The sequence below is a fragment of the Photobacterium gaetbulicola genome (assembly GCF_003025515.1).
In the GTDB taxonomy this organism is placed as follows: domain Bacteria; phylum Pseudomonadota; class Gammaproteobacteria; order Enterobacterales; family Vibrionaceae; genus Photobacterium; species Photobacterium gaetbulicola.
Window position 1 is genome coordinate 181505 of sequence record NZ_PYME01000005.1, and the last position, 21550, is coordinate 203054.

Here is a 21550-nt window from a genome sequence, read left to right on the forward strand (position 1 = left end):
AGCAGAATATTAATCATGCAGCTACAACGAATCCCAACCAGCCTGATTTTTCCTGTCGGTCTGACCTTACTGGTAATAGCCGTCACTTCGTCGATCGCTGTTGGACCGATGGATATCAGCTTTGCCGACAGTTTCAAGGCACTGTTACCTTTTAACTTTGATTTACCGCCGCATATCGATATTGTTATCCACCAGATCCGCCTACCTAGAACCTTGCTTGGTATGGCTATCGGTGCGATTTTAGCCCTGTGTGGTGCCGTCATGCAGGGGCTATTCAGAAACCCTCTGGCGGATCCTGGCATCATTGGCGTTTCCGGCGGTGCAAGCCTCGGCGCGGCGCTTTCCATCGTGATCTTTGCGCCACTAGCCGCAAGCTTTCCACTGCTGCTAACATTGGGTACCGTACCTGTTTTTGCCTTTTTTGGTGGTGCTATCAGCACCTTTCTGGTGTACCAGCTCGGCACAGACAAAAACGGTACATCAGTGACCATCATGCTGCTAGCCGGTGTGGCGATAGGTGCCCTCTCAGGTGCGGCTCTGGGCCTGATGAATTACTACGCCGACGATCAAGCACTGCGCGATTTGTCGCTGTGGACTATGGGCTCGTTAGCAGGAGCAACCTGGCCGGGTATCGGCCTGGCTTATATCACTTTATTAGGACTGCTATTTGCCTTTGATCGCAATGCCAATGCCCTCAACGCCTTCTTGTTGGGTGAAGCCGAGGCCAAACATCTCGGCGTCAACGTCCAGCGCCTGAAGCGTGTGCTGATTTTGTTATGCGCCGCGGGGGTTGGCATTGCGGTCTCCCTCACTGGTGTAATTGGTTTTGTCGGCCTAATCGTCCCCCACATCAGCCGAATGCTCTCAGGACCAAACCATAAGTCCCTACTCCCGCTTTCGGCTTTGCTCGGCGCATTGATCCTGCTCATTGCTGACATGCTTGCTCGTGTTGTTGCAGCACCTGCGGAATTGCCTGTGGGTATTATCACCGCATTGCTCGGTGCCCCGTTCTTCATTTATCTATTGATCAAGCAAAAAGGCAAACTGTCATGAATCACCTGGCGACTTCAAACCCGCAAGCATTGACAGACAGTGGCATCGCCATTGAAGCGGTTAATCTTTCACTGACCCTGGGCGGAAAAAAACTGCTCGACGAATTTTCACTGCAGATCAAAAGCGGTCAGCTAACCGCGCTTTTAGGGCCCAACGGCGCGGGGAAAAGTACTCTGCTCAAAGTGCTATGCGGTGAAGTGGAGGCCGAGGGCGAGGTAAATGTCTTTGCCACTCCTCGGCAAAACTGGCCTACCTCGGAACTCGCAAAACGACTTGGCGTTCTCCCGCAACACAGCTCCCTCTCGTTTGCTTTCACGGCACAGGAAGTCGTGGAGCTGGGGGCACTCCCGCTCCAGCTTCCCAATGCGCAGACACAAAAAATCGCTCAGGAAAAAATGGCGATGCTCGGGGTGACCGAGCTCGCACCACGTCTGTATCCATCAATGTCAGGCGGTGAAAAGCAGCGCGTCCACTTCGCCAGGGTGCTGACCCAGCTCAGCCATGCCGGAGAGCAGTGTATATTAATGCTGGATGAGCCCACCTCGGCACTCGATTTGGCCCACCAGCACAACGCATTGATTGTAGCCAAGCAAATGGCAGCAGCTGGTGCCGCTGTGATCATCGTGATCCATGACCTCAATCTCGCGGCGCAATACGCCGATCGCTTGGTCATCATCAACCATGGCAAAATTCAGGCCGATGGTACACCAGAGCAAGCACTGACAGCAGATACAATCCAATCTGTGTACGGCTGGCCGGTATGCATCACTCACCACCCGATAGAGGGTTACCCGGTGGTGCTGCCTGCAACGGCTTAGCCCGGAGTCCACCCAAGATTGTCCGCAACTGCCAAACTGCATAACTAAGCAAATCACCTAAAACGGGGCCGCATCTTGGCCCTGTTGTATACCATGCAAGCAAAAAACCGATCATTAGCCACGAAATATGCAATTTGAGATAACAATCATTGCACTCTAGGCCACACTAAGTAAAATGTGAACGCAAGCGATTAAACAATGCAACACATGCGATATGGCATGTTAAGCATACAGCAGGAATAAGAAACGAAGCCGCCCATTCGTGATGCGGCCTTTTGCCGTTTCTGCGGTTCGTACCCAACAGAACAATGAACTACTCGGATAGAAAATGGTGATCTAGTTCATTTTTCTGTTGAGTAAGGTATTAATTTATAAGGTTCTCTGACCTTTATTATTAGAAGAATAACTATGGCAACGATTAAAGATGTTGCACGTATGGCTGGTGTATCGACAACCACAGTCTCTCACGTGATTAACAAAACGCGCTTTGTCGCAGAAGCAACGCAAAAGAAGGTATTGGCTGCGGTTGAAGAGTTGAATTACGCACCAAGTGCGGTTGCGCGAAGCCTGAAATGCAACACAACAAGAACCATCGGTATGCTGGTAACCAAATCGACCAACCCTTTCTTTGCCGAAGTCGTTCACGGGGTTGAAGAGTTCTGCTATGGCGCCGGTTACACTCTGATTTTGTGCAATACCGAAGGCAACCTATCGAAACAGCGTGATTACCTGCGCATGTTGGCCGAAAAGCGTGTTGATGGCTTGCTGGTGATGTGCTCGGATCTGGATGAACAGCTACTGGAGTTGCTCGAGCGTCAGAAAGAGACCCCTATGGTGATCATGGACTGGGGCCCAGAAAGTCCGCATACAGATAAAATTCAGGATAACGCCGAGCTTGGCGGGTATGTGGCGACCAAGTTCTTTATTGAGCATGGCCACAAAACGATTGGTTGCTTAACGGGCCACAGCGAAAAGACAGCTTGCCGCGAACGCCTGAAAGGCTACCGAAAAGCTATGGCTGAAGCCGGCCTTGAAGTTAAGGAAGAGTGGATCCTCGAAGGCGACTTCGAATGTGAATCTGCCGTGGCTGCAGCCAAACAGTTCATTGCCATGGAAGAACGCCCTACGGCTATCTTCTGCTTCAACGATATCATGGCTATGGCAATGATCAGTACCTTCCAGCAGGCGGGAATTAACGTACCGGAAGACATCTCTATCGTCGGCTACGACAATATCGATTTGGCCCCGTATTTCTCGCCGCCACTGACGACTATCCACCAACCGAAACGTCGTCTGGGCAAGAGTGCTGTTGAAATTCTGATGCAACGCGTAAAAGACAAAGAGCACGCACCCCAAGTGTTTGAAATGATACCTGAACTGGTGATCCGCAAATCGGTGAAGAAACTTAACTAAGTATCCGGTATCGTTTACTTTTTTGGAATTAGAACGGAGGCATTGGCCTCCGTTTTTTTATCCAATTGCACTGTGTTAAATATTGGCTTTTGGGACAAAAATATTCATTCATAAACAAAATTAGCTGTTAATTTCTGGAATCAACATCACATTTCGAAAGTTGCGATCAAGTTCAAAAATATCATATGAGATATTCTTAAAATGTCACGAACAAGGCAAACCTACCGAAAGGTAGGGACGCAAAGCTTCCGGCCTAAGAGTCGTCGGAGTTTTTATGAACTCAGTCAACTTATGGTAGCGGGGTTGCCGATGGATATAGCAGCTAACATCAGGAAAATCTTACTTTTTCCTGACAGTGTAATGTAATGATATTTGCTATTCTTGAATCCTCGCTCTGTTGTTAGGTGACCCGAGAAACTTTCACCGAGAAGAAGCATGGACAAACCAATTTTAAAAGAATCTTTACGCCTTTTTAGTTGTTTCGATAACGTTAAATCTCGTTCAATGTTTGGTGGTTTTGGGATTTTCGCGGGTGAAACAATGTTTGCACTCGTTGTAAATGACAAACTTCATCTTCGCGCCAACGCAAAAAACGAACAAGAATATAAAAAGGCAGGGCTAAAGCCTTATATTTATAAAAAACGCGGCTTTCCAGTCGTAACAAAACATTACGCCATCCCAGATGAATGGTGGAATAACACTGGAAAGATCATTGAGCAAGCAACCCGTTCTCTTGATGCAGCTAAAGTTGATAAAGAAACAAAAGAAAAATCATCACCAGATCGAATAAAAGATCTACCAAACCTTCGCCTTGCAAATGAGAGAATGCTTAAAAAGGCTGGTATTTGTACAGTCGATGATTTAATGGAAGCAGGCTCAATCAATGCCTTTAAAGCATTGCAGGACAGCCACCAAGGCACGGTCAGTATCGACTTGCTTTGGGCGCTAGAGGGAGCGATAAGCGGCCAACATTGGTCTGTAATTCCTAAAGATCGTCGCTCTGAGTTGCTAGCGAAATTAAGCTAGCACGACGAGTTTCATATATAAAAAGAGATCGTGAAGGTCTCTTTTTTTTTATTTTTTACGTCAATGACAAGTGTCAACAATCAAGCATTCCTTCGCCATTTTTTTGTCAATTTTCACTAAAAATTGAATTAACTCACAACACTGTTTATAAATTGCTCAACACCCTTTAATTGCAAACTGACACTTGTAAAATATGTTTCGAAATAACAACGGAGGGTAACTATGAACTGTTCCAAACCTTTTCCAGGACAAAGTGATCAAATGTTCAAGGATAAGTTTGGCAAGTGGCCGCGAATTATGCGCCTGCTTGTTTTGTTCAGCCTACTTCCTCCTTTGCTAGCGTTCATCCTTGTACAAAATAGCATCACTAGCTATCAATCGCTTCAGCCACTATTGATACCTATAGCCAGCTTAAATGCCCTGCTATTATTTTGGGGGTTGCTACTCAAGATCAGAGCTCGCAAGTATTGGTACCGGAATTATCACATAGGTAAAACTATGCTACTTGCCTTTATCCCTTTGATGGCAAGCGGCTATATAGTGCTCACGGAACTTGCTTCAGACAAGGTCATCAACCAACCTAAGCCCCAGGTTGTACAAATATCGGTCAACTAAACCTCTTTTTTGGTGATTGCGTGAAATAATTTGCCACTTCATTAGGTCTTTGTCTCATAACTACCTGATAATTTCAGTAATAATTACTGCCACTGATTCTATAAGCTCTAGTGGCATAACTAAGAGACAAGAGGCTACCGTGCGCATCTCCGCCAAAGAAAACTATTCGTTATTTATCAAGCCGCTGTTATGGCTGCAAAAACGCCATTACGGCAAAGTCCTTAACCCAGCTAAGCTTTGGGGGCGGCGGCCTACCCTATTCTGGCTGGTTGCCGGCTTCTTCGGCTACCTAGATCGCCGCTCTTCCCCGTTGAGTCCGACCCTTCGCTCACTGATTTGTGTACGGGTATCGCAATTGAATGATTGTGAGTTTTGTGTTGATGCCAACGGCATGAAGCTTGCCGAGCGCTGCGACTCTGTCGAGAAAATCAAAGCATTGGCTCACTGGCAGCACAGTGATCTTTTTGATCAGCAAGAACGTGCGGTACTGAATTATGTAGAAGCCATGACGATTACCGGGCAACGTGTTACGGATGAGATGCTGGCAACCCTAAAACAATGGTTCGATGATGATGCTATTGTTGACTTAACGGCCTTGGTGGCATTCCAAAACTTATCGGCGAAATTTAACACCGCGCTCGACGTACCAAAGCAAGATTTCTGCTCACTACCCATTCAACCGAGTGATATACAGCCCTCTGAGGCCCCTACGCATACGGACAAATAACAGGAGCAAGCTATGGACAGAAAAAAACTGCTGGTGATCAGCGTTGTCGTTTCCCTGATCGCTGCTTGGTTTCTCTTTGATCTTGGCCAATATTTCACGCTGGAACAAGCCAAGGCACAGCAGCTGGCGCTGACTGATACCATCCATGCCAAACCGTTTTTATCTAGCCTGGCTTACTTTGTCTTGTATATCGTAGTCACTGCACTTTCATTGCCTGGGGCTGTTATCATGACCCTGCTCGGCGCGGCTCTGTTTGGATTCTGGTGGAGCCTGCTGCTGGTCTCGTTTGCCAGCAGTATCGGCGCGACCCTGGCTTTCTTGTTCAGTCGCTATATCTTGCGCGATTGGGTTCAGGCTAACTTCGGCCACCGCTTGTCAGCGATAAACCGTGGCATCGAAAAAGACGGTGCTTTTTACCTTTTTACCTTGCGCCTGATCCCGGTGTTTCCGTTTTTCATCGTCAACCTGCTGATGGGTCTGACACCTATCACCACCCGGATGTATTACTTTGTCAGCCAGCTGGGTATGCTCGCCGGGACCGCTGTCTACATTAATGCCGGTACCCAACTGGGTCAGATTGACAGTCTGAGCGGTATTGTCTCAGCGCCAGTACTGGTATCTTTTGCCCTATTGGGTATCTTCCCGCTTATTGCCAAAACCTTCATGCAAGCGATCAACCAGCGCCGTGTTTATGCCCAATGGAATAAGCCTGCCTGCTTTGAGCAAAATATGGTGGTGATCGGTGCGGGCGCCGGTGGTTTGGTCAGTGCTTACATTGCAGCAGCCGTGAAAGCCAAAGTGACTTTGATTGAGCGCCATAAAATGGGGGGCGACTGCCTAAACACCGGTTGCGTACCATCCAAAGCCATCATCCGAGCAGCACACACTATGGCTGAAATCAGCCGTGCCAACGAATTCGGCATCCAAACCGGTGAGGCCAAGGTCGATTTTGCCAAGGTAATGAATCGGGTTCATGAAGTTATCGGCAAAATAGAGCCCCATGACAGCGTCGAGCGCTACAGTAAACTGGGCGTAAACTGTGTAGCCGGTGAAGCCACTATCCTGTCGCCTTGGGAGGTAGAGGTAAATGGCGAGCGCATAACCACCCGTAATATTATCATTGCCACCGGAGCCCGTCCGCTGGTACCGAATATTCCTGGCTTGGATAAGATCAACTACCTCACGTCCGACTCAATCTGGTCACTGACCGAACAACCTCAGCGCCTATTAGTACTGGGGGGGGGGCCAATTGGCTGTGAGCTGGCACAAAGCTTTCAGCGACTTGGCAGCGATGTCACCTTGGTGGAAATGGCCGATCAGCTGCTCATTCGTGAGGATAGTGATGCCGCCGCCTTGGTTAAGTCCAGCTTAGAACAAGATGGTGTAGACATTAGAACCGCACATAAAGCCGTTAAATTCGAGCGTGTTAGCGATGAACATGGAAAAGAGCAACAACGTGTACTGCTCGAAACCGCCAACGGTGAGTCACTAACTGTTGAGTTTGATACCGTGATGTTGGCACTAGGTCGTGTTGCCAATGTGCAAGGCTTCGGCCTTGAGAAGTTAGGCATAACCACCTCTGAGCGTGGCACTGTCGAGGTTAATGAGTACCTGCAAACCAAATACCCGAATATCTTTGCCGTTGGGGATGTCGCAGGTCCATTTCAATTAACGCATGCTGCCGCTCACCAAGCATGGTATGCCGCAGTGAATGGGTTATTCGGTCAGTTCAAGAAATTCAAGGCCGATTACTCAGTACTGCCTGCCGTGACTTATACTTCACCTGAAATCGCTCGGGTGGGTCTCAATGAAAAAGAAGCCAAGCAACAAGGTATTGATTTTGATATTGTTAACTACGGAATTGATGACCTAGACCGTGCAATTACCGATGGTGAAGATCATGGTTTCATCAAGGTGATCACACCAAAGGGCAAGGACAAAATCCTAGGGGCAACGATTGTTGGTCATAATGCTGGTGAATTGCTTGCGGAATTTACCCTTGCCATGCGCCACGGCCTTGGTTTGAACAAAATCCTAGGTACCGTACACCCTTACCCCACCATGAGCGAGGCGGCAAAATATACCGCAGGGGCTTGGAAACAGGCGAACGCACCGCAAGGACTGCTGACGCTGGTGGAAAAATACCAGCGCTGGATGCGTAAAGACAATAAGGCTCAAGCCGGCGGGCAGGTAGAAATGACCAAGGCCAAGCTTCCACTTAAAACGGTTGAAGCACCACCCAAGCGCAGCAACGAAAGCGCGCTGAGCGAAAAATAGGGATAGAACAGATCATGAAAAAAACATTCCTTGGGCTAGCACTTGCATTGGCCTCTGGCCTCAGCACGGCAGCAGTATCCAATGAACCCGAGCAAAATTGGGATGAGATTGTCAAACAAGCCAATGGGCAAACCGTCTATTTCAATGCTTGGGGAGGCAGCCAAGAAATCAATGACTATGTACGCTGGGCCGGCCGTCAGCTTCAGTCACAGTACGGGATCAGCCTCAAACACGTTAAAGTTGCCGACATTGCCGAGACCACCCAGCGCCTACTGGCAGAAAAAGCCGCAGGCAAACACCAAGGGGGGAGTGTTGATCTGGTTTGGATCAACGGTGAAAACTTCCGTTCGATGAAACACAGCAACCTACTTTATGGCCCATTTACCCAACAACTGCCGAACTGGCAATATGTCGATACCCGGCTGCCGATTGATGAAGACTTCACCGAGCCAACGGCTGGTTTGGAAGCACCGTGGGGTGTCGGCCAATTGGTCTTTATTCATGATAAAGAAACACTGAACAACCCACCGAAGAATTTTGCTGAGCTGCTGAGCTTGGCCAGAGCCTTCCCGGGCAAGGTGAGCTACCCGCAGCCGCCAGAGTTTCATGGCAGCAGCTTCCTAAAAGCCGCGCTGCTTGAGCTGACCGATGAGCCGGATTCACTCTACACCGCAATCGATAGCCAAACGCAGCGCCAGCGTTTTGAGCAAGTGACGGCACCGTTGTGGCATTACCTGGATCAGCTCCATCCCGTTGCCTGGCAACAGGGTAAACGCTTTCCGTCGGGGACCAGTGAGACTATCCAGCTACTCGATGATCAGCAGCTGCTGTTGGCCATTACGTTCAATCCCAATGCTGCCAATGCTGCGATAGAAAATGGTAACCTGGTAGACACAGCTCAAACCTACGCCTTTGAGCAAGGTGCATTGTCCAATATCCACTTCTTGGCGATCCCCTGGAATGCCCAGGCAAAAGAGGGCGCTCTGGTGACAATCAATTTCCTGATGAGCCCGGAAGCACAGGCGCGCAAGGCTGATGCCAAAATATGGGGGGACCCATCTGTTTTGAAGCCTGAATCTCTTGCAAATAGCGGTGCGCAAGGTTTTTCATTGTTCAAGTCAATTCCTGAACCACACCCAAGCTGGCTGACCGCCATTGAATTGGAATGGCAAAAACGCTACGGCAGCTAAAATTAAAAGGCTAAGCCTTACGGGTGGGAGTTCGCTCCCACCCAATGAGTAATTTATGATTCATCTATTTTTTATTTTTGCCCTTCTTCTCTGCTTTTTACCCTTATTACCAGGCATGGTAGGACTGCTGCTTCCTTCGCTATCATGGATCCCGACGCTTGGCTTTGATAGTGTCAGCATCTCGGCATTTTATGATGTGGCCACTTGGCCTAACCTCTCAGCATCAATTGCCTTAAGCTTGTCCACAGGGCTTGGCAGCACCGTACTTGCGCTTTTTTTCACCTACACCATTCTAAAGCGTTACTGGGGAACATCACGTTGGCTGAAGCTCGAACGTACCCTCTCCCCCATGTTGGCCATGCCGCATGTCGCTTTTGCCATCGGCTTTTCCTTGCTGTTTTCTCCTACCGGTTGGGTTTTCAGGCTCATCGGTGCGCTGGGCATCTCGGATGTAGCGGGGATAGACCTTATCCAAAACAATCTTATCCAGGACAACTACGGGATTGGCCTGATGTTGGCTCTTGCCATCAAAGAAACGCCGTTTTTGATTATCATGAGTATTCCTATCCTCAAGCAGCTCAATGTGGAACAACTCAGTAAAGTATCTGCCAGCTTAGGCTACAGTCATCTGGAAACGTGGCGAAAAGTGATTATACCGCAGTGGCTTCCCAAATTGCGCCTCCCCCTGTTTGCTGTGGCCGCGTATGGCTTATCGGTCGTCGACATTGCTCTGATTCTGGGCCCAACACGCCCTGCAACCTTGTCGGTGTTGGTATGGCAATGGTTTAACGACCCCGACCTTCAACAGCTTCCCCGTGCGGCTGCGGGCGCCAGCCTGCTACTTTTCATTACTGCAGCCAGCCTCGGTTTGATCCGACTGGTCGAGTGGCTTAGCTTCAAACACCAGCGCGGTTGGATAACCAAAGGTGCAAAAGCAGTCAAAAACGCCAAGCGAAATCCTATACGTCACCTAGCGTTATACAGCCCATTCATCGCTATTCCAGTTCTGATCGTGCCGCTGTTGTTCGTCTGGTCTTTTGCCCATCGATGGCGCTTTCCAGATTTGCTACCAAGTCGCTACAGTGAGCGTTTTTGGCTGCAAGAGCTGCCAACCTTGACCGACCTAATAAGTACTAGCCTGTTACTGGCGTTTGTATCCAGCGCACTCGCTTTGATCTTAGTGATTGCTTGTCTTGAGTATCGCCAGAAGTTTCAACGAGCACTCCCCGCCTGGCTAATCGCGATTCCGCTGGTTACGCCACAACTTTCGCTGCTGTTTGGGATCCAGATTGTGACGTACATCATTCCCGGCCAACACTACTGGCTGTGGGTCAGTTGGAGCCACTTGATTTTTGTCTTCCCTTATATGTATCTCGCCTTGGATGGTGCTTGGCGCAGCTATGACGTCCGTCTTGACCAATGCAGTCGCAGCCTAGGCCTAACCGCTTGGCAAACTTGGTGGCGGGTGAAGCGAGCTCAGGTTCAGCCAGCTATCATATTTGGGCTTGCTATTGGCATCAGTGTCAGTCTTGCCCAATATTTACCGACTCAAATGCTGGGTGCAGGACGGATCAGTACACTCACTACCGAGGCTGTCGCCCTTGCCAGCGGCCAAGACCGCAGGGTCATGGCGATTTATGGCTTGCTGCAGGGTATATTGCCATTCATTTTCTTTACCCTGGCGATAGTCGCAAACCGCCTGAGTTATCGCTGGCGACACTATCGTCAGTATTCGCTACAAAACACTCATATATCCAATAAATCAAAGGAGTACACTCACGGATGACTTTATCTGTGAAAAAACTAACCATCCAGCATGGTGGCAAGCCCCTATTTTCACCCGTTAGCTTTGACGTTAGCCCTGGCGAGGTATTTACCTTAATGGGCCCAAGCGGTTGCGGGAAATCAACCTTACTCAGTGCTATCGCGGGACATCTCGTTACCGACTTTTCTTTTTCCGGCGATGTAACCCTCAACGGCACAAGTGTGATGGCGCTTGCGCCGGATCAGCGCAAGATCGGCCTGCTGTTTCAAGATGACCTGCTATTCCCCCACCTGAGTGTGCTGGAAAACCTCATGTTTGGCATTCCCCGCCACTACCGTGGCAAAGCTCGAGTTGAACATGCAGAGTCGACATTAGCCATCATTGGTTTGCCTCAGCTGGCCAGCAAACAACCGAACGAGATATCTGGTGGCCAGCGTGCGAGGATCAGCTTGATGCGAATGCTGCTTTCTGAGCCCAAGGCCATACTTCTTGACGAGCCATTTAGCAAGCTGGATAAAGCCTTGCGCAATGAATTTCGTCAGTTGGTATTTGATCAGATCCAAAACCGTCAGATCCCTGCGATTATGGTCACCCATGATCATGATGATATTCCACCACAAGGCCAGGTATTGGACTGGCCATGGACAACTGCACTGCAGGAACAACAAGCATGTTAGATAGATACACGATTAAGGTGATCCGCTGGCCACTCACGACCTTTTCGGCACTACCGGATAAGCTCGGCATTACCGCCAATCAGGTGACATTAGCGGGTTTTGTCATAGGTTTATTCGCCCTGCCCGCCTTGGCGCTGGAAGCTTACAACTGGGCATTAGGATTAATTATCCTCAACCGCCTGTTCGACGGACTCGACGGGGCAGTTGCCCGCCGACAGGGGATCACTGACTGTGGCGGTTTCCTTGATATCACTTTGGATTTTCTTTTCTATTCCATGGTGCCGTTTGGTTTTGTCTTGGCCAACCCTGACGCCAATGCAGTGGCGGGGGCTTTTCTCATTTTCTCTTTTATCGGTACCGGCTCAAGCTTCCTCAGCTTTGCTATCATGGCCGGTAAGCGCAATATCGAAAGTCCGGTCTATAAACAAAAGTCGCTCTACTACATCGGCGGCTTGACCGAAGGCACTGAAACAATTGCCTGTTTTGTGCTGTTCTGCTTGTTTCCAGCTCACTTTGCTCCCATTGCTTGGGTATTCGGCACACTGTGCTGGATCACCACCACAACACGAATTTGGGCAGGCTATCAAACCCTGAAAGAGGCTTGATCACTCCCCCTAACCAAACAAATGCAAAACGAAAACAGCTACCCGAAGGTAGCTGTTTTTGGACCCACTCAAGGCTCTAGCGTTTCTGAGCAGTGATTATGCTTCGACAGGTTTAGCATTCACTGCTGCTGTTTCCACTTCATCCTTATTGAAGCCATCGTGTAGACGGTAGTAACGCTGGTAAACAAAGCCACTCACAGCCATTAGAATTGCCGGCAGACCAACCATCATAAAGTGAAGACCCATAATAGTATCTGCAGTCTGCTCGACATTCGGTACATAACCCACTACCGACAAGCCCACACCAACAATGAAACCACCCGCAGCACCGGCAAACTTCACGAGCATAGTCTGAACCGAGAAGATCACACTCTCGCTACGGCGGCCAGTTTTGTACTCACCGTAGTCGACTACATCAGCCAGCATCACAGTCTGTAGGGCGTTGGCAATACCCACACCGAACTTGATTGCCGCACCCGCTAGACCGATAAGGAAAGCATTGCCTGGGAACATCACGCCCATGACAAGTAGGACAACACAAGACAAAATTGGGAAGCCACACGCCATTTTCCATAGGTGCTTACGAGGCAGTTTAGCCGCAATGCGAGGGAACAGGAACACACCCGCAACTTCCGCCGCGCCGGCTACCATCATGTAAACAGGGAACAGTTCAGGGTTACCCAGTGCGTAAGAGAAGTAGTAGATTGCAAAGCCGCCTACGAGCAGATTAGCAATCTGGAATGACAGTACGGTGCCAATCAGCGCTTTAAGTTGGTCGTTCTTACCGATAATAACCAGTACATCTTTGAAGCTAAACTTCTCAGCCGCTTTCGCATTAGCAGGCGCGGCTTTTTCTTTAACGTTTCGGGCAATCAGGAATGCACTCATCACGAACAGAACAGCAATCAGCATGGCTACATTGAAGAAACCGTCACCTTGGTTGCCATCGCCCAACACGCCAACGATATGCAGGCCGTAAGTACCAGTGATAAACCATGCCAAGCTTGCAAACAGGCGCGGCCAAACCACCAATTTCTCACGCTCTTGACGCTCGCTTGAAAGTGCAGGGATCATTGACCAGTACGGAATATCCATAATGGTGTAAGTCAGGCCCCAAAGAATGTATGCAGCAGCAGCGTAAAGGTACAGAGCCGGGCCTTCGAACATATGGGTACTGAACAAGCCGACTAATACAATCGCGTTTAGCAATGTACCGATGACAATCCATGGGCGGAATTTACCGAACTTAGAGCGGGTGTTATCAACAATTACCCCCATCATCGGGTCGGTGACCGCATCGATAATTCGGGCAGCAAGGAAGATAGTACCTACAAAAGCAGCAGACAAGCCGGCTACGTCTGTGAAGTAGAACATCAAGAAAATGTAGATCGGTGCACATGCGAAATCTTTACCGAGTGCGCCGAGGCCATATGATAATTTGGTTTGTAGTGTAATTTTGTCAGACATTTTTTATCCTTCCGTCTGTTCCACACCCCTTCCCTAACTAAAAGGGTGCGTACAGCATTTATTTAATTTTTTGTATCCGTCAAGCTCTGGGCTCAAAGGGTATATTAAGGATCTACAGAAGGATAACTGTGATCTAAACCTCAGCCATGGAAACGTTTCCAGAGATTCCATGAATAGAAACGCAAAGTGAGATTTTGATCACTTATCGCATCGCGCCCATGTTTAGGTGCAATATGCCATACTATTAACAGATAAAAATAATGGGACCTACAAGGTCCCATTATTTTGGATTGCTTATACTCGGGCTAGTTACTCAGCAACTAGCCTGATCAGTATCGCACTCTCGGCATCGAGGATAGGCATGGCAAGCCCGACCTTTTGGCACCACTCCCCACTAAGAGATAATGGCTGTTTGGTCCATGCAGGCTGCTGGTTTACCAAGCCTTGATGGAAATTAACCGGATGATCCAGCACGGATATCTGATAGACCTTGCTGGCATCCAATTCGGGGATCCTCAAGGCACCACTGAGCGAATTGGTTGGCATCGCCAACTGGGCCACCATTACTAGTGCCTCGTTGCCATCCTGGCTGATCACCGCCTTGGCTAACTGGCTATCACAATCATCAACGGGGATACGCACAGACTTGCCACTATGAAGCAAACTACGGTATTCCTTGTGCAATTTGATATAGCGCTCGAATCCGGCCTTTTCCTCGGTCCCCTCTTTCACCGGGTCTAGCTCGATACCCATATGGCCAAACAGGGCTGTCAGGCCACGAAAACGTATATCATGGGTACGGCGGGTACTGTGACAATGGCGCGCACCGATATGGCTTCCCATCACCTCTGGCGGGAAGAAATAACTAAAGCCACGCTGGATTTGCTGTCGTTCCAATGCATCGTTATTGTCTGACGTCCAGAAGCGGTGGGTACGTTTAAGTACCTCGTAATCAATCCGGCCGCCACCAGCAGCACATGACTCGATTTCTACCTCAGGATGGCGCTCGCGGATCTTCTCGACTAATTCATAGTAACGCGTCACCTGGTTATTACCCGCAGCACGGCCCTGATGGCCCGGCTGGACAATCTCACGGTTCATGTCCCACTTGATGTAAGCGATATTAAGGGTAGACAGGAAGTGATCCAGCCTTGCCAGTAAGTAGTCAAAGGCATCGTCATTTTGCAGGTTTATCGCATACTGATTGCGGCCCGTTGGCTGGTCATATCCCTCGACAACGAGTAGCCAGTCCGGATGATTGCGGTACAGATCCGAGTCCTTGTTGATCATCTCTGGTTCGAACCAAAGGCCGAACTCCATGCCAAGCTCATTCACATGGTTAACAATACCCTCAAGGCCCTCAGGATACTTGGTTTCATCAAGGTACCAGTCACCCAATGCCGCTTTGTCGCCATTACGCCCTTTGAACCAACCATCATCGATAATAAAGCGCTCTACCCCCATTTTGGCCGACTCTGTCGCCATCTCTTTGATGTACTCAGGATCATGTTCGAAATAGATCCCCTCCCAGGTATTAAGATGGATTGGGCGGGGTTTCTCGCTGATTTGCGGAGCTAAAATTGACGCGCGCACATGACCATGGAACTGCTGGCTCATCCGGTTCAAGCCATTCGCACTGTGCGTAGCATACAGGATAGGCGTGGCCAAGCTTTCTCCCGGCTGCAGCGTCATCTCGCCCGGTAAATACAGTGCTTCCGCTTGGACGACACGGCGTCCATCGGCCTTGACATCAACGCGCATACGGTGGTTGCCACTCCACGCCAAATGGAAGCCCCAGACATCGCCGTCACACTCGCCAAAACCTTTGGTACCAGCAATCAACGCCGGATAATGTTCATGTGATGTACGGCCACGGCGGTTCTCTTGCTGGTAGCCCCCTTGCGACAAAGGCTGGCGTACCTGTTGGAACTCTTTCACCCAACGACCATAGTAAGTCAGTAGCTCATTGGCCCGCTCTGGCAAAGGTAGCGTATTGGCCAGGCGATTTACCTGATACTCACCTTCCCCGATATTGGTCAACGTCTGTTTGAGTTGGACAACATCGTTACTATCAATCTCCAGGCTTACCGTCAGTGCAAGCCCTGCAATGGAGTCCCGGCTTTCCACCACCAGGTTTCCGCCCTCATGATGAACCGCGCTGATCGTAAAAGCTGGCGACCAGTGTTGCCCATTACGGTGGCCTTCAAGAGCAGGGCTGCCGAAGAGGCCCCTCGCAAGTTCAGGATGCAATGAAACAGGCACATCATTATCTAATCGGCCATAAGGAACTGGGCGTTTCAGAGCAACATCTGCTCCTTGGGGCAGCGCGGCAAGTGCTTCCCCCCAGTAGATCACTTCAGCGACCTCTCCAACTTCAACAATCAGTTCAGAGTGTCGACCTTTCAGGCGAATGATTTGCTTATCCATTGTCATGGTTTCCTATTAAGCATGAAATTTCACCCGATCATAATGAAATATCCACTCGATACTGTGAGCAAACCCGCACACTGGAAACGTTTCCATTACAGTTCAAATAATCGAACTGCTTTTCAGTGAATTATTGCTTTCAAACGGAAGGGCTTGTCATTACAAGTAAAAGTTAGGTGATAAGCAACACAGAGCCCAACGTGACCCCGTCACTTGATACCATACAGAATTCCAGCGCCCCAGCCACTGAGGCGATGCTATGTGTCTGAAACCTGGGTCCAGTAATTTAGTATGTAGAGGACGCCTTGTTGTCGGCAGCTTCCTTCTTCATTACGTTGCACTCAGTTATCAATACATGTTTGTGAATAAGCTTGCCATCAATCACACAAGGAGGACTGGGAATGCCACCTGTGCCAGAAGACCCGCCTGCTTGTACTGAAACGCTAAACAACATGATACCTAGCAAACCAATGAGTTTTTTCATGTTCGAAACCTACAACTGTGAAAGGCATTTATAAGGATAGATGGTTTTCGCCCTCTGCTGTGGGAAGACCCGTATGAGTTGCACAAATATCGTCGTTGGATGTGTGCAGTGTCGGGCAGATCTCAGGGCTTTAGCGACAATTATCACACCTTCGCGGTTCCAATGTGCATTAACGTCATGACATTGATATTTTCTAACTTGCTAGCAATGAAGTAGGTTACGAAAATGATTTCTGTTACCTTGGTTGATGACCATATTGTGGTTCGCTCGGGGTTTGCTCAATTACTTTCCATTGAGCCTGATATTCAGGTGCATAGTGAATATAGCAATGCCAAGGATGCATTCCGCGGGCTTTCAGAGACTGTGGTCGATGTGGCTGTCATTGATATCTCGATGCCTGATGAAAGTGGCTTGGTACTGCTTGAGAAACTTCGCAAAAAAAAACCTGATTTCAAGGCGATTATCCTAAGTATTTACGACTCAGCCTCTTTTGTTGGCAAAGCCATTGATGCTGGCGCCTACGGCTATCTGTCTAAACGCTGTGGCCCGAGTGAACTGGTCACAGCGATACGTACCGTTGCAAGCGGTGACCGTTACCTCTGCGCCGATGCACTGGTTAATTTAAGCAACGCGTCTGCAGGGCCCGATGTGCTGCATGAACTCACCAAGCGCGAGCGTGAAGTGTTCGACCATTTGATACTGGGTCAGGACGTTAAAGAAATAGGCAGTGAGCTTTTTATCAGCCATAAAACGATACACGTTCACCGGGCGAATATTCTCAGCAAGCTTGGGCTATCCAATAATGTCGATTTAATTCGTTTCGCCCTACACCACAAGTTGCTCCATGATGAGCCAGTATGAGTGAAATATCGCGACGGCAACACCTGCCTAGGCTGATCCTAACCCACGCTTTTACCTACGCCTTCAGCTTGATTGTGTATACCATAAGCTGGTTCTGCTTATGGAATATCAGCCGCTACCTGGTATCAGACCTGCTTTTAGCAGGCCTGTTTCTCCCTACTGGACTGAAACTGGCGATCTATGCGCTCAGCCCCCGCCGCCTTTGGCCTTTGTTTACCATTGGAGAGATAGGGCTGATTGCCCTCATGCTGCCGGTGATCAGCGATGACAGCACACTTTACCTGCTCATGCTGTTTTCCATCTTCAGCCATGGCTTAGCCATTGCCTTTCAACCCTACTGGCGAAGGCTAGATGTATATTGGAAACAATTACTGGCTTTGTGCTGTTTTGCTTTTGCCTATGCCAATCTATGTGGTATTGCCCTTTTGATGGTTTCCAAACCCATGGGGATGACCATCGACTACGCGTTGGAAGGAGCGGTCTCAGCATTGACTGGCGGCATTCTCTTAATGCCATTTTTCTTTTTGCTTTATGACTACCTCCACCGCCAAATATGGCAACCTCTTAGCCCAACTCTGGTACACCAAGAAATTACGCTACGTAGCTCGGCACTGGTATGGTGCCTGGCCTTTTTCAGTATCGGCCTCGCAGCAGAACTCACCTTTCTCGAAGAAATGAAATCCCTTTCGCTGCTGCTTTTTCTCTTGCCTAATATCTTTATGGCCTACCGCTATGGCTGGCAAGGAGGGGTACTGGCTAGCGTGATGAACAGTATCTTACTCGCCACGGCTCGGCAGATTTCAGGCTCATTCGACACGGACCTCGAACTTCAGAGCTTCATTGCGACTCAGGCGTTAATCGGATTGGGCTTAGGCATTGCAATCAGCCGCCAGTATCTACTGTCCCAGCAGCTGAAAAAAGCCAACGAAAACCTCCAGGCCGAACTGCACAATAAGAAGCAGTTGGCCAAACAGCTTGTTCACGTAGAGGAAGATATTCGTAAGTCTGTCGCCCGAGAGCTTCACGATGAGATAGGCCAAAACATTACAGCGATACAAATTCAATCTATGTTGGCAAAAAGGCTTGCAAATAGTGAACAAGCAGAAACAATAGCCGATACCACCCATGAACTGGCGATGCGGATCCATACCTCCACCCGTCAGTTACTCAAGCAGCTACGGCCACAGGCACTGGATGAAATGGGGCTTGAGGCAGCTATACGCCAGTTAGCGACAGAAATGCGATTCAAAGAGCGACAAGTCGATTTCAAGCTTAATTTTGGCATTTTGGCTGATCGGTTAGATGAAGTCACAGCTGTAACCCTGTATCGAATCGTTCAGGAATTACTGAACAATATCTGCAAGCACGCGCAAGCGTCAGAGGTTCAACTATCCTTGATGCCCGGTAGTCAATTTAGCCTTGAGCTTCGAGATAATGGTGTTGGCCTGCCGGATGACTGGCGAAGCCGTGGGCATGGACTGCGGGGAATAGAAGAGCGTGTTCACGCCCTAAGTGGTCAAATGACGATTCGTAGCAATAAACTCGGCTGTCGTATAACTGTTAACTTACCCACAAAATCCGACACCACCTGACCTTAACTAGGAAATTTTCCTAGTCATTTATGAAACTGTCTCATTCTTTTCATTCATATTATCAATAACATCAACTTCAGCACTTAAGGAGAAGTGATGACGTGCGCAGTCGCAACTAGCCCTAGCCAAATTAACGAAAGCTACCGCTACTGGCGTCTTCATTTGATGGCCGCGATGTATATCGGTTACGGGGTGTTCTATTTCACCCGTAAAAGTCTGAGTTTTGCCATGCCTGCAATGCTGTCGGATCTCGTACTAAGCACTGCTGATTTTGGCGTACTTGGCACCCTGTTCTACATCACTTATGGCGCATCGAAATTTCTGTCCGGCATGGTCAGTGATCAGACCAAACCGAACTATTTCATGGGGCTCGGCCTCATCGCCACTGGCGTAATAAACATACTATTCGGGCTCAGTTCATCACTTTCTGCCTTCGTGATGCTATGGACACTCAACGCTTTGTTCCAAGGCTGGGGTTGGCCGCCTTGTGCAAAATTGCTGACCAGCTGGTATTCACGAGCTGAGCGCGGCTTTTGGTGGTCGATTTGGAACACTTGCCACAACTTGAGCGGTGCACTTATCCCTGTCTCGATCGGGATAATCACAATGAGTTGGGGATGGCGTTACGGATTCATCTTGCCGGGTCTACTCGCCATCATAGTGGGCACGGTACTGTGCTTTCGGCTAAGGGACAAGCCACAAACCCTAGGTTTGCCAAGCGTTGGCGAGTGGCGTGATGACGATTTGGAAAAACAGCACGAAGCAGAAGGAAAAGGACTGACATTCAAGCAGATACTGAAAACCTATGTCTTGGGCAACAAGTATATCTGGCTGCTGTGTAGCTCTTATTTACTGGTCTACGTGGTACGCATTGCAATCAATGACTGGGGAAATTTGTACCTGACTGAGCGTCACGGTTACCCGTTAATCACGGCAAACACCACTGTATCCATGTTTGAAGTAGGTGGCTTTCTCGGATCACTCTTTGGCGGATGGGGATCAGACAAATTCTTCCGTGGCAACCGAGCGCCCATGAACCTGATTTTTGCTTTGGGGATTTTCATCTCTGTCGCGGCGCTGTGGCTTACCCCGCTCGATAACGTGTTGGTGCTATCAGGTTGCTTTTTCTCCATTGGCTTTTTCGTCTTCGGGCCGCAAATGATGATAGGCATGGCCGCGGCAGAGTGTTCACACAAAGACGCAGCCGGAACCGCGACAGGATTTGTCGGACTGTTCGCCTACTTGGGGGCCGCGCTGGCCGGATATCCGCTAGCGGTGCTCATAGAGAATTTTAGCTGGGAAGGTTTCTTCGGAGTCATCACGCTGTGTGCAGCGTCGATTGGGCTGCTGATTTTACCTTTCGTCAAAGCACAGCAACGGGCAGGGATCGCCGTTAACTAAAATTATGATTCCTCTCGTTGTCACTTATCCAACCCTACACGTTGGAAACAACAAGAGGAAATAATAATGAAAGTTAGAACAAAACGCTCGCTACTCGCCGCCTGTATTCTAGGTTCAATGTTTGCAGCTCCACAAGTTATGGCTGACGGCCGATTAGTCGTATATTGCAGTGCAACCAACGCGATGTGTGAAGCGGAAACAAAAGCTTTCTCTGAAAAATACAACGTAAGAACGTCTTTTGTTCGCAACGGTTCTGGCAGCACACTGGCCAAAATCGAAGCCGAAAAGAAAAACCCTCATGCTGACGTTTGGTACGGCGGTACACTTGATCCGCAATCTCAAGCTGGCGAAATGAACCTGCTGCAAGCCTACCCTTCCCCACAGCTTGAAAACATCATGCCGGACTTCCGAGATCCCGCCAAGCGCAAAGGTAACTATTCATCTGCCGTGTATATGGGCATTCTTGGTTTTGGCGTCAACACCGAGCGCCTTGCAGAAAAAGGCCTGCCAATCCCACGTTGCTGGAATGATCTAACCAAGCCGGAATACACTGGTGAGATCCAGATTGCTGACCCTCAAAGTTCAGGCACCGCCTACACTGCCTTGGCAACCTTCATCCAACTGTGGGACGAAGACAAAGCCTTCAACTACTTTAAGGCACTGGACAAGAACGTTTCTCAGTACACCAAGTCTGGTGTAACCCCCTCTCGAAATGCAGCACGTGGCGAGATTGCTATCGGCATCGGCTTCCTGCACGACTACTCACTCGAGCAATCAAAAGGTGCACCACTTGAGTTGATCTCACCTTGTGAGGGAACCGGGTATGAAATTGGCGGTGTCAGTGTGATCAAAGGTGCCCGCAACCTTGATAACGCGAAGAAATTCGTTGATTTTGTGCTTTCAAAAGAAGGCCAGGAAACAGCGTGGCAGAAAGGCCAATCATTCCAGATCTTAACCAACATCAAGGCCGAGCAATCGCCAAACGCCTTGAATCCTGAAGATCTCACACTGATCAGCTACGACATGGACAAATACGGTTCGTCTGACGAGCGTAAACGTCTGATCAACAAGTGGGTCAATGTCGTCAAGATGGGACAATAATCTCCTTTGGGGCTGCCTAGCAGCCCCTGTCCTGCACCAACTGACAAGACC

At 49.2% G+C, this 21550-nt stretch carries 18 protein-coding genes and 1 riboswitch; of the genes, 15 read left to right on the forward strand and 3 right to left on the reverse strand.

Annotation, left to right across the window (positions count from 1 at the left end; genetic code table 11):
- The first annotated feature begins 15 nt into the window (after positions 1 to 15).
- The 11 genes from C9J03_RS06275 to C9J03_RS06325 all read left to right on the forward strand — a co-directional run bounded on the left by C9J03_RS06275 (position 16) and on the right by C9J03_RS06325 (position 12166).
- On the forward strand, positions 16 to 1053 hold the full coding sequence (locus tag C9J03_RS06275; protein ID WP_044623551.1) for a FecCD family ABC transporter permease: 1038 nt from the start codon (positions 16 to 18) through the stop codon (positions 1051 to 1053).
- A complete protein-coding gene (locus tag C9J03_RS06280; protein WP_044623552.1) occupies positions 1050 to 1871 on the forward strand; it encodes a heme ABC transporter ATP-binding protein in 822 nt (273 codons plus the stop codon). The genes C9J03_RS06275 and C9J03_RS06280 overlap by 4 nt, the downstream gene beginning before the upstream one ends.
- 408 nt (positions 1872 to 2279) lie before the next feature.
- The gene (locus C9J03_RS06285) at positions 2280 to 3284 is read left to right on the forward strand and encodes a substrate-binding domain-containing protein (RefSeq protein ID WP_044623553.1); all 1005 of its coding nucleotides are present in this window, start codon (positions 2280 to 2282) and stop codon (positions 3282 to 3284) included.
- A gap of 204 nt (positions 3285 to 3488) precedes the next feature.
- Positions 3489 to 3595, forward strand: a riboswitch (cyclic di-GMP riboswitch).
- 124 nt (positions 3596 to 3719) lie between these two features.
- Positions 3720 to 4310, forward strand: coding sequence for a TfoX/Sxy family DNA transformation protein (locus tag C9J03_RS06290; protein WP_039461542.1), 591 nt, complete (start codon positions 3720 to 3722; stop codon positions 4308 to 4310).
- 222 nt (positions 4311 to 4532) lie between these two features.
- On the forward strand, positions 4533 to 4925 hold the full coding sequence (locus tag C9J03_RS06295) for a DUF3624 family protein (RefSeq protein WP_231569020.1): 393 nt from the start codon (positions 4533 to 4535) through the stop codon (positions 4923 to 4925).
- A gap of 139 nt (positions 4926 to 5064) precedes the next feature.
- The gene (locus tag C9J03_RS06300; RefSeq protein ID WP_044623554.1) at positions 5065 to 5652 is read left to right on the forward strand and encodes a carboxymuconolactone decarboxylase family protein; all 588 of its coding nucleotides are present in this window, start codon (positions 5065 to 5067) and stop codon (positions 5650 to 5652) included.
- 12 nt (positions 5653 to 5664) lie between these two features.
- Positions 5665 to 7929 (forward strand): dihydrolipoyl dehydrogenase, encoded by a 2265-nt coding sequence (lpdA, locus tag C9J03_RS06305; RefSeq protein WP_082060630.1) that lies wholly within the window; start codon positions 5665 to 5667, stop codon positions 7927 to 7929.
- A 14-nt stretch (positions 7930 to 7943) separates the two neighbouring features.
- The gene (locus C9J03_RS06310; RefSeq protein ID WP_044623555.1) at positions 7944 to 9119 is read left to right on the forward strand and encodes an ABC transporter substrate-binding protein; all 1176 of its coding nucleotides are present in this window, start codon (positions 7944 to 7946) and stop codon (positions 9117 to 9119) included.
- A gap of 55 nt (positions 9120 to 9174) precedes the next feature.
- The gene (locus C9J03_RS06315; protein WP_044623556.1) at positions 9175 to 10905 is read left to right on the forward strand and encodes an ABC transporter permease; all 1731 of its coding nucleotides are present in this window, start codon (positions 9175 to 9177) and stop codon (positions 10903 to 10905) included.
- Complete coding sequence (locus C9J03_RS06320; protein ID WP_044623557.1) at positions 10902 to 11561, forward strand: ATP-binding cassette domain-containing protein; 660 nt, start codon at positions 10902 to 10904, stop codon at positions 11559 to 11561. Before C9J03_RS06315 ends, C9J03_RS06320 begins: the two co-directional genes overlap by 4 nt.
- Positions 11555 to 12166 carry a CDP-alcohol phosphatidyltransferase family protein gene (locus tag C9J03_RS06325; RefSeq protein WP_044623558.1) on the forward strand — a complete coding sequence of 204 codons (612 nt, stop codon included), beginning with the start codon at positions 11555 to 11557 and terminating at the stop codon, positions 12164 to 12166. The genes C9J03_RS06320 and C9J03_RS06325 overlap by 7 nt, the downstream gene beginning before the upstream one ends.
- 96 nt (positions 12167 to 12262) lie before the next feature.
- Here C9J03_RS06325 and melB read toward each other — a convergent pair whose 3' ends face one another.
- From melB to C9J03_RS06340, 3 genes are all read right to left on the reverse strand, one after another.
- Positions 12263 to 13633 carry a melibiose:sodium transporter MelB gene (gene melB / locus C9J03_RS06330; protein WP_044623559.1) on the reverse strand — a complete coding sequence of 457 codons (1371 nt, stop codon included), beginning with the start codon at positions 13631 to 13633 and terminating at the stop codon, positions 12263 to 12265.
- 309 nt (positions 13634 to 13942) lie between these two features.
- Complete coding sequence (locus tag C9J03_RS06335; protein WP_044623560.1) at positions 13943 to 16066, reverse strand: alpha-galactosidase; 2124 nt, start codon at positions 16064 to 16066, stop codon at positions 13943 to 13945.
- A 280-nt stretch (positions 16067 to 16346) separates the two neighbouring features.
- On the reverse strand, positions 16347 to 16544 hold the full coding sequence (locus C9J03_RS06340; RefSeq protein ID WP_044623561.1) for a hypothetical protein: 198 nt from the start codon (positions 16542 to 16544) through the stop codon (positions 16347 to 16349).
- 225 nt (positions 16545 to 16769) lie between these two features.
- Here C9J03_RS06340 and C9J03_RS06345 point away from each other — a divergent pair, with 225 nt between their 5' ends.
- The 4 genes from C9J03_RS06345 to C9J03_RS06360 all read left to right on the forward strand — a co-directional run bounded on the left by C9J03_RS06345 (position 16770) and on the right by C9J03_RS06360 (position 21499).
- Positions 16770 to 17405 carry a response regulator gene (locus C9J03_RS06345; RefSeq protein ID WP_044623562.1) on the forward strand — a complete coding sequence of 212 codons (636 nt, stop codon included), beginning with the start codon at positions 16770 to 16772 and terminating at the stop codon, positions 17403 to 17405.
- Positions 17402 to 18997: a signal transduction histidine-protein kinase/phosphatase UhpB gene (gene uhpB, locus C9J03_RS06350; RefSeq protein WP_082060631.1), complete on the forward strand. Its 1596-nt coding sequence runs from the start codon at positions 17402 to 17404 to the stop codon at positions 18995 to 18997. Before C9J03_RS06345 ends, uhpB begins: the two co-directional genes overlap by 4 nt.
- A 96-nt stretch (positions 18998 to 19093) precedes the next feature.
- Complete coding sequence (gene uhpC, locus C9J03_RS06355) at positions 19094 to 20398, forward strand: MFS transporter family glucose-6-phosphate receptor UhpC (protein ID WP_044623563.1); 1305 nt, start codon at positions 19094 to 19096, stop codon at positions 20396 to 20398.
- A 66-nt stretch (positions 20399 to 20464) separates the two neighbouring features.
- Positions 20465 to 21499 carry an ABC transporter substrate-binding protein gene (locus C9J03_RS06360; protein WP_044623564.1) on the forward strand — a complete coding sequence of 345 codons (1035 nt, stop codon included), beginning with the start codon at positions 20465 to 20467 and terminating at the stop codon, positions 21497 to 21499.
- The last annotated feature ends 51 nt before the right edge of the window (positions 21500 to 21550 follow it).

What these genes read in the sequence shown, in the direction of transcription:
- C9J03_RS06275 (WP_044623551.1), top strand. Translation starts at nt 16, where the DNA reads ATGCAGCTACAACGAATCCCAACCAGCCTGATTTTTCCTGTCGGTCTG.
- C9J03_RS06280 (WP_044623552.1), top strand. Translation starts at nt 1,050, where the DNA reads ATGAATCACCTGGCGACTTCAAACCCGCAAGCATTGACAGACAGTGGC.
- C9J03_RS06285 (WP_044623553.1), top strand. Translation starts at nt 2,280, where the DNA reads ATGGCAACGATTAAAGATGTTGCACGTATGGCTGGTGTATCGACAACC.
- C9J03_RS06290 (WP_039461542.1), top strand. Translation starts at nt 3,720, where the DNA reads ATGGACAAACCAATTTTAAAAGAATCTTTACGCCTTTTTAGTTGTTTC.
- C9J03_RS06295 (WP_231569020.1), top strand. Translation starts at nt 4,533, where the DNA reads ATGAACTGTTCCAAACCTTTTCCAGGACAAAGTGATCAAATGTTCAAG.
- lpdA (WP_082060630.1), top strand. Translation starts at nt 5,665, where the DNA reads ATGGACAGAAAAAAACTGCTGGTGATCAGCGTTGTCGTTTCCCTGATC.
- C9J03_RS06310 (WP_044623555.1), top strand. Translation starts at nt 7,944, where the DNA reads ATGAAAAAAACATTCCTTGGGCTAGCACTTGCATTGGCCTCTGGCCTC.
- C9J03_RS06315 (WP_044623556.1), top strand. Translation starts at nt 9,175, where the DNA reads ATGATTCATCTATTTTTTATTTTTGCCCTTCTTCTCTGCTTTTTACCC.
- C9J03_RS06320 (WP_044623557.1), top strand. Translation starts at nt 10,902, where the DNA reads ATGACTTTATCTGTGAAAAAACTAACCATCCAGCATGGTGGCAAGCCC.
- C9J03_RS06325 (WP_044623558.1), top strand. Translation starts at nt 11,555, where the DNA reads ATGTTAGATAGATACACGATTAAGGTGATCCGCTGGCCACTCACGACC.
- melB (WP_044623559.1), bottom strand. Translation starts at nt 13,633, where the DNA reads ATGTCTGACAAAATTACACTACAAACCAAATTATCATATGGCCTCGGC.
- C9J03_RS06335 (WP_044623560.1), bottom strand. Translation starts at nt 16,066, where the DNA reads ATGACAATGGATAAGCAAATCATTCGCCTGAAAGGTCGACACTCTGAA.
- C9J03_RS06340 (WP_044623561.1), bottom strand. Translation starts at nt 16,544, where the DNA reads ATGAAAAAACTCATTGGTTTGCTAGGTATCATGTTGTTTAGCGTTTCA.
- C9J03_RS06345 (WP_044623562.1), top strand. Translation starts at nt 16,770, where the DNA reads ATGATTTCTGTTACCTTGGTTGATGACCATATTGTGGTTCGCTCGGGG.
- uhpB (WP_082060631.1), top strand. Translation starts at nt 17,402, where the DNA reads ATGAGTGAAATATCGCGACGGCAACACCTGCCTAGGCTGATCCTAACC.
- uhpC (WP_044623563.1), top strand. Translation starts at nt 19,094, where the DNA reads ATGACGTGCGCAGTCGCAACTAGCCCTAGCCAAATTAACGAAAGCTAC.
- C9J03_RS06360 (WP_044623564.1), top strand. Translation starts at nt 20,465, where the DNA reads ATGAAAGTTAGAACAAAACGCTCGCTACTCGCCGCCTGTATTCTAGGT.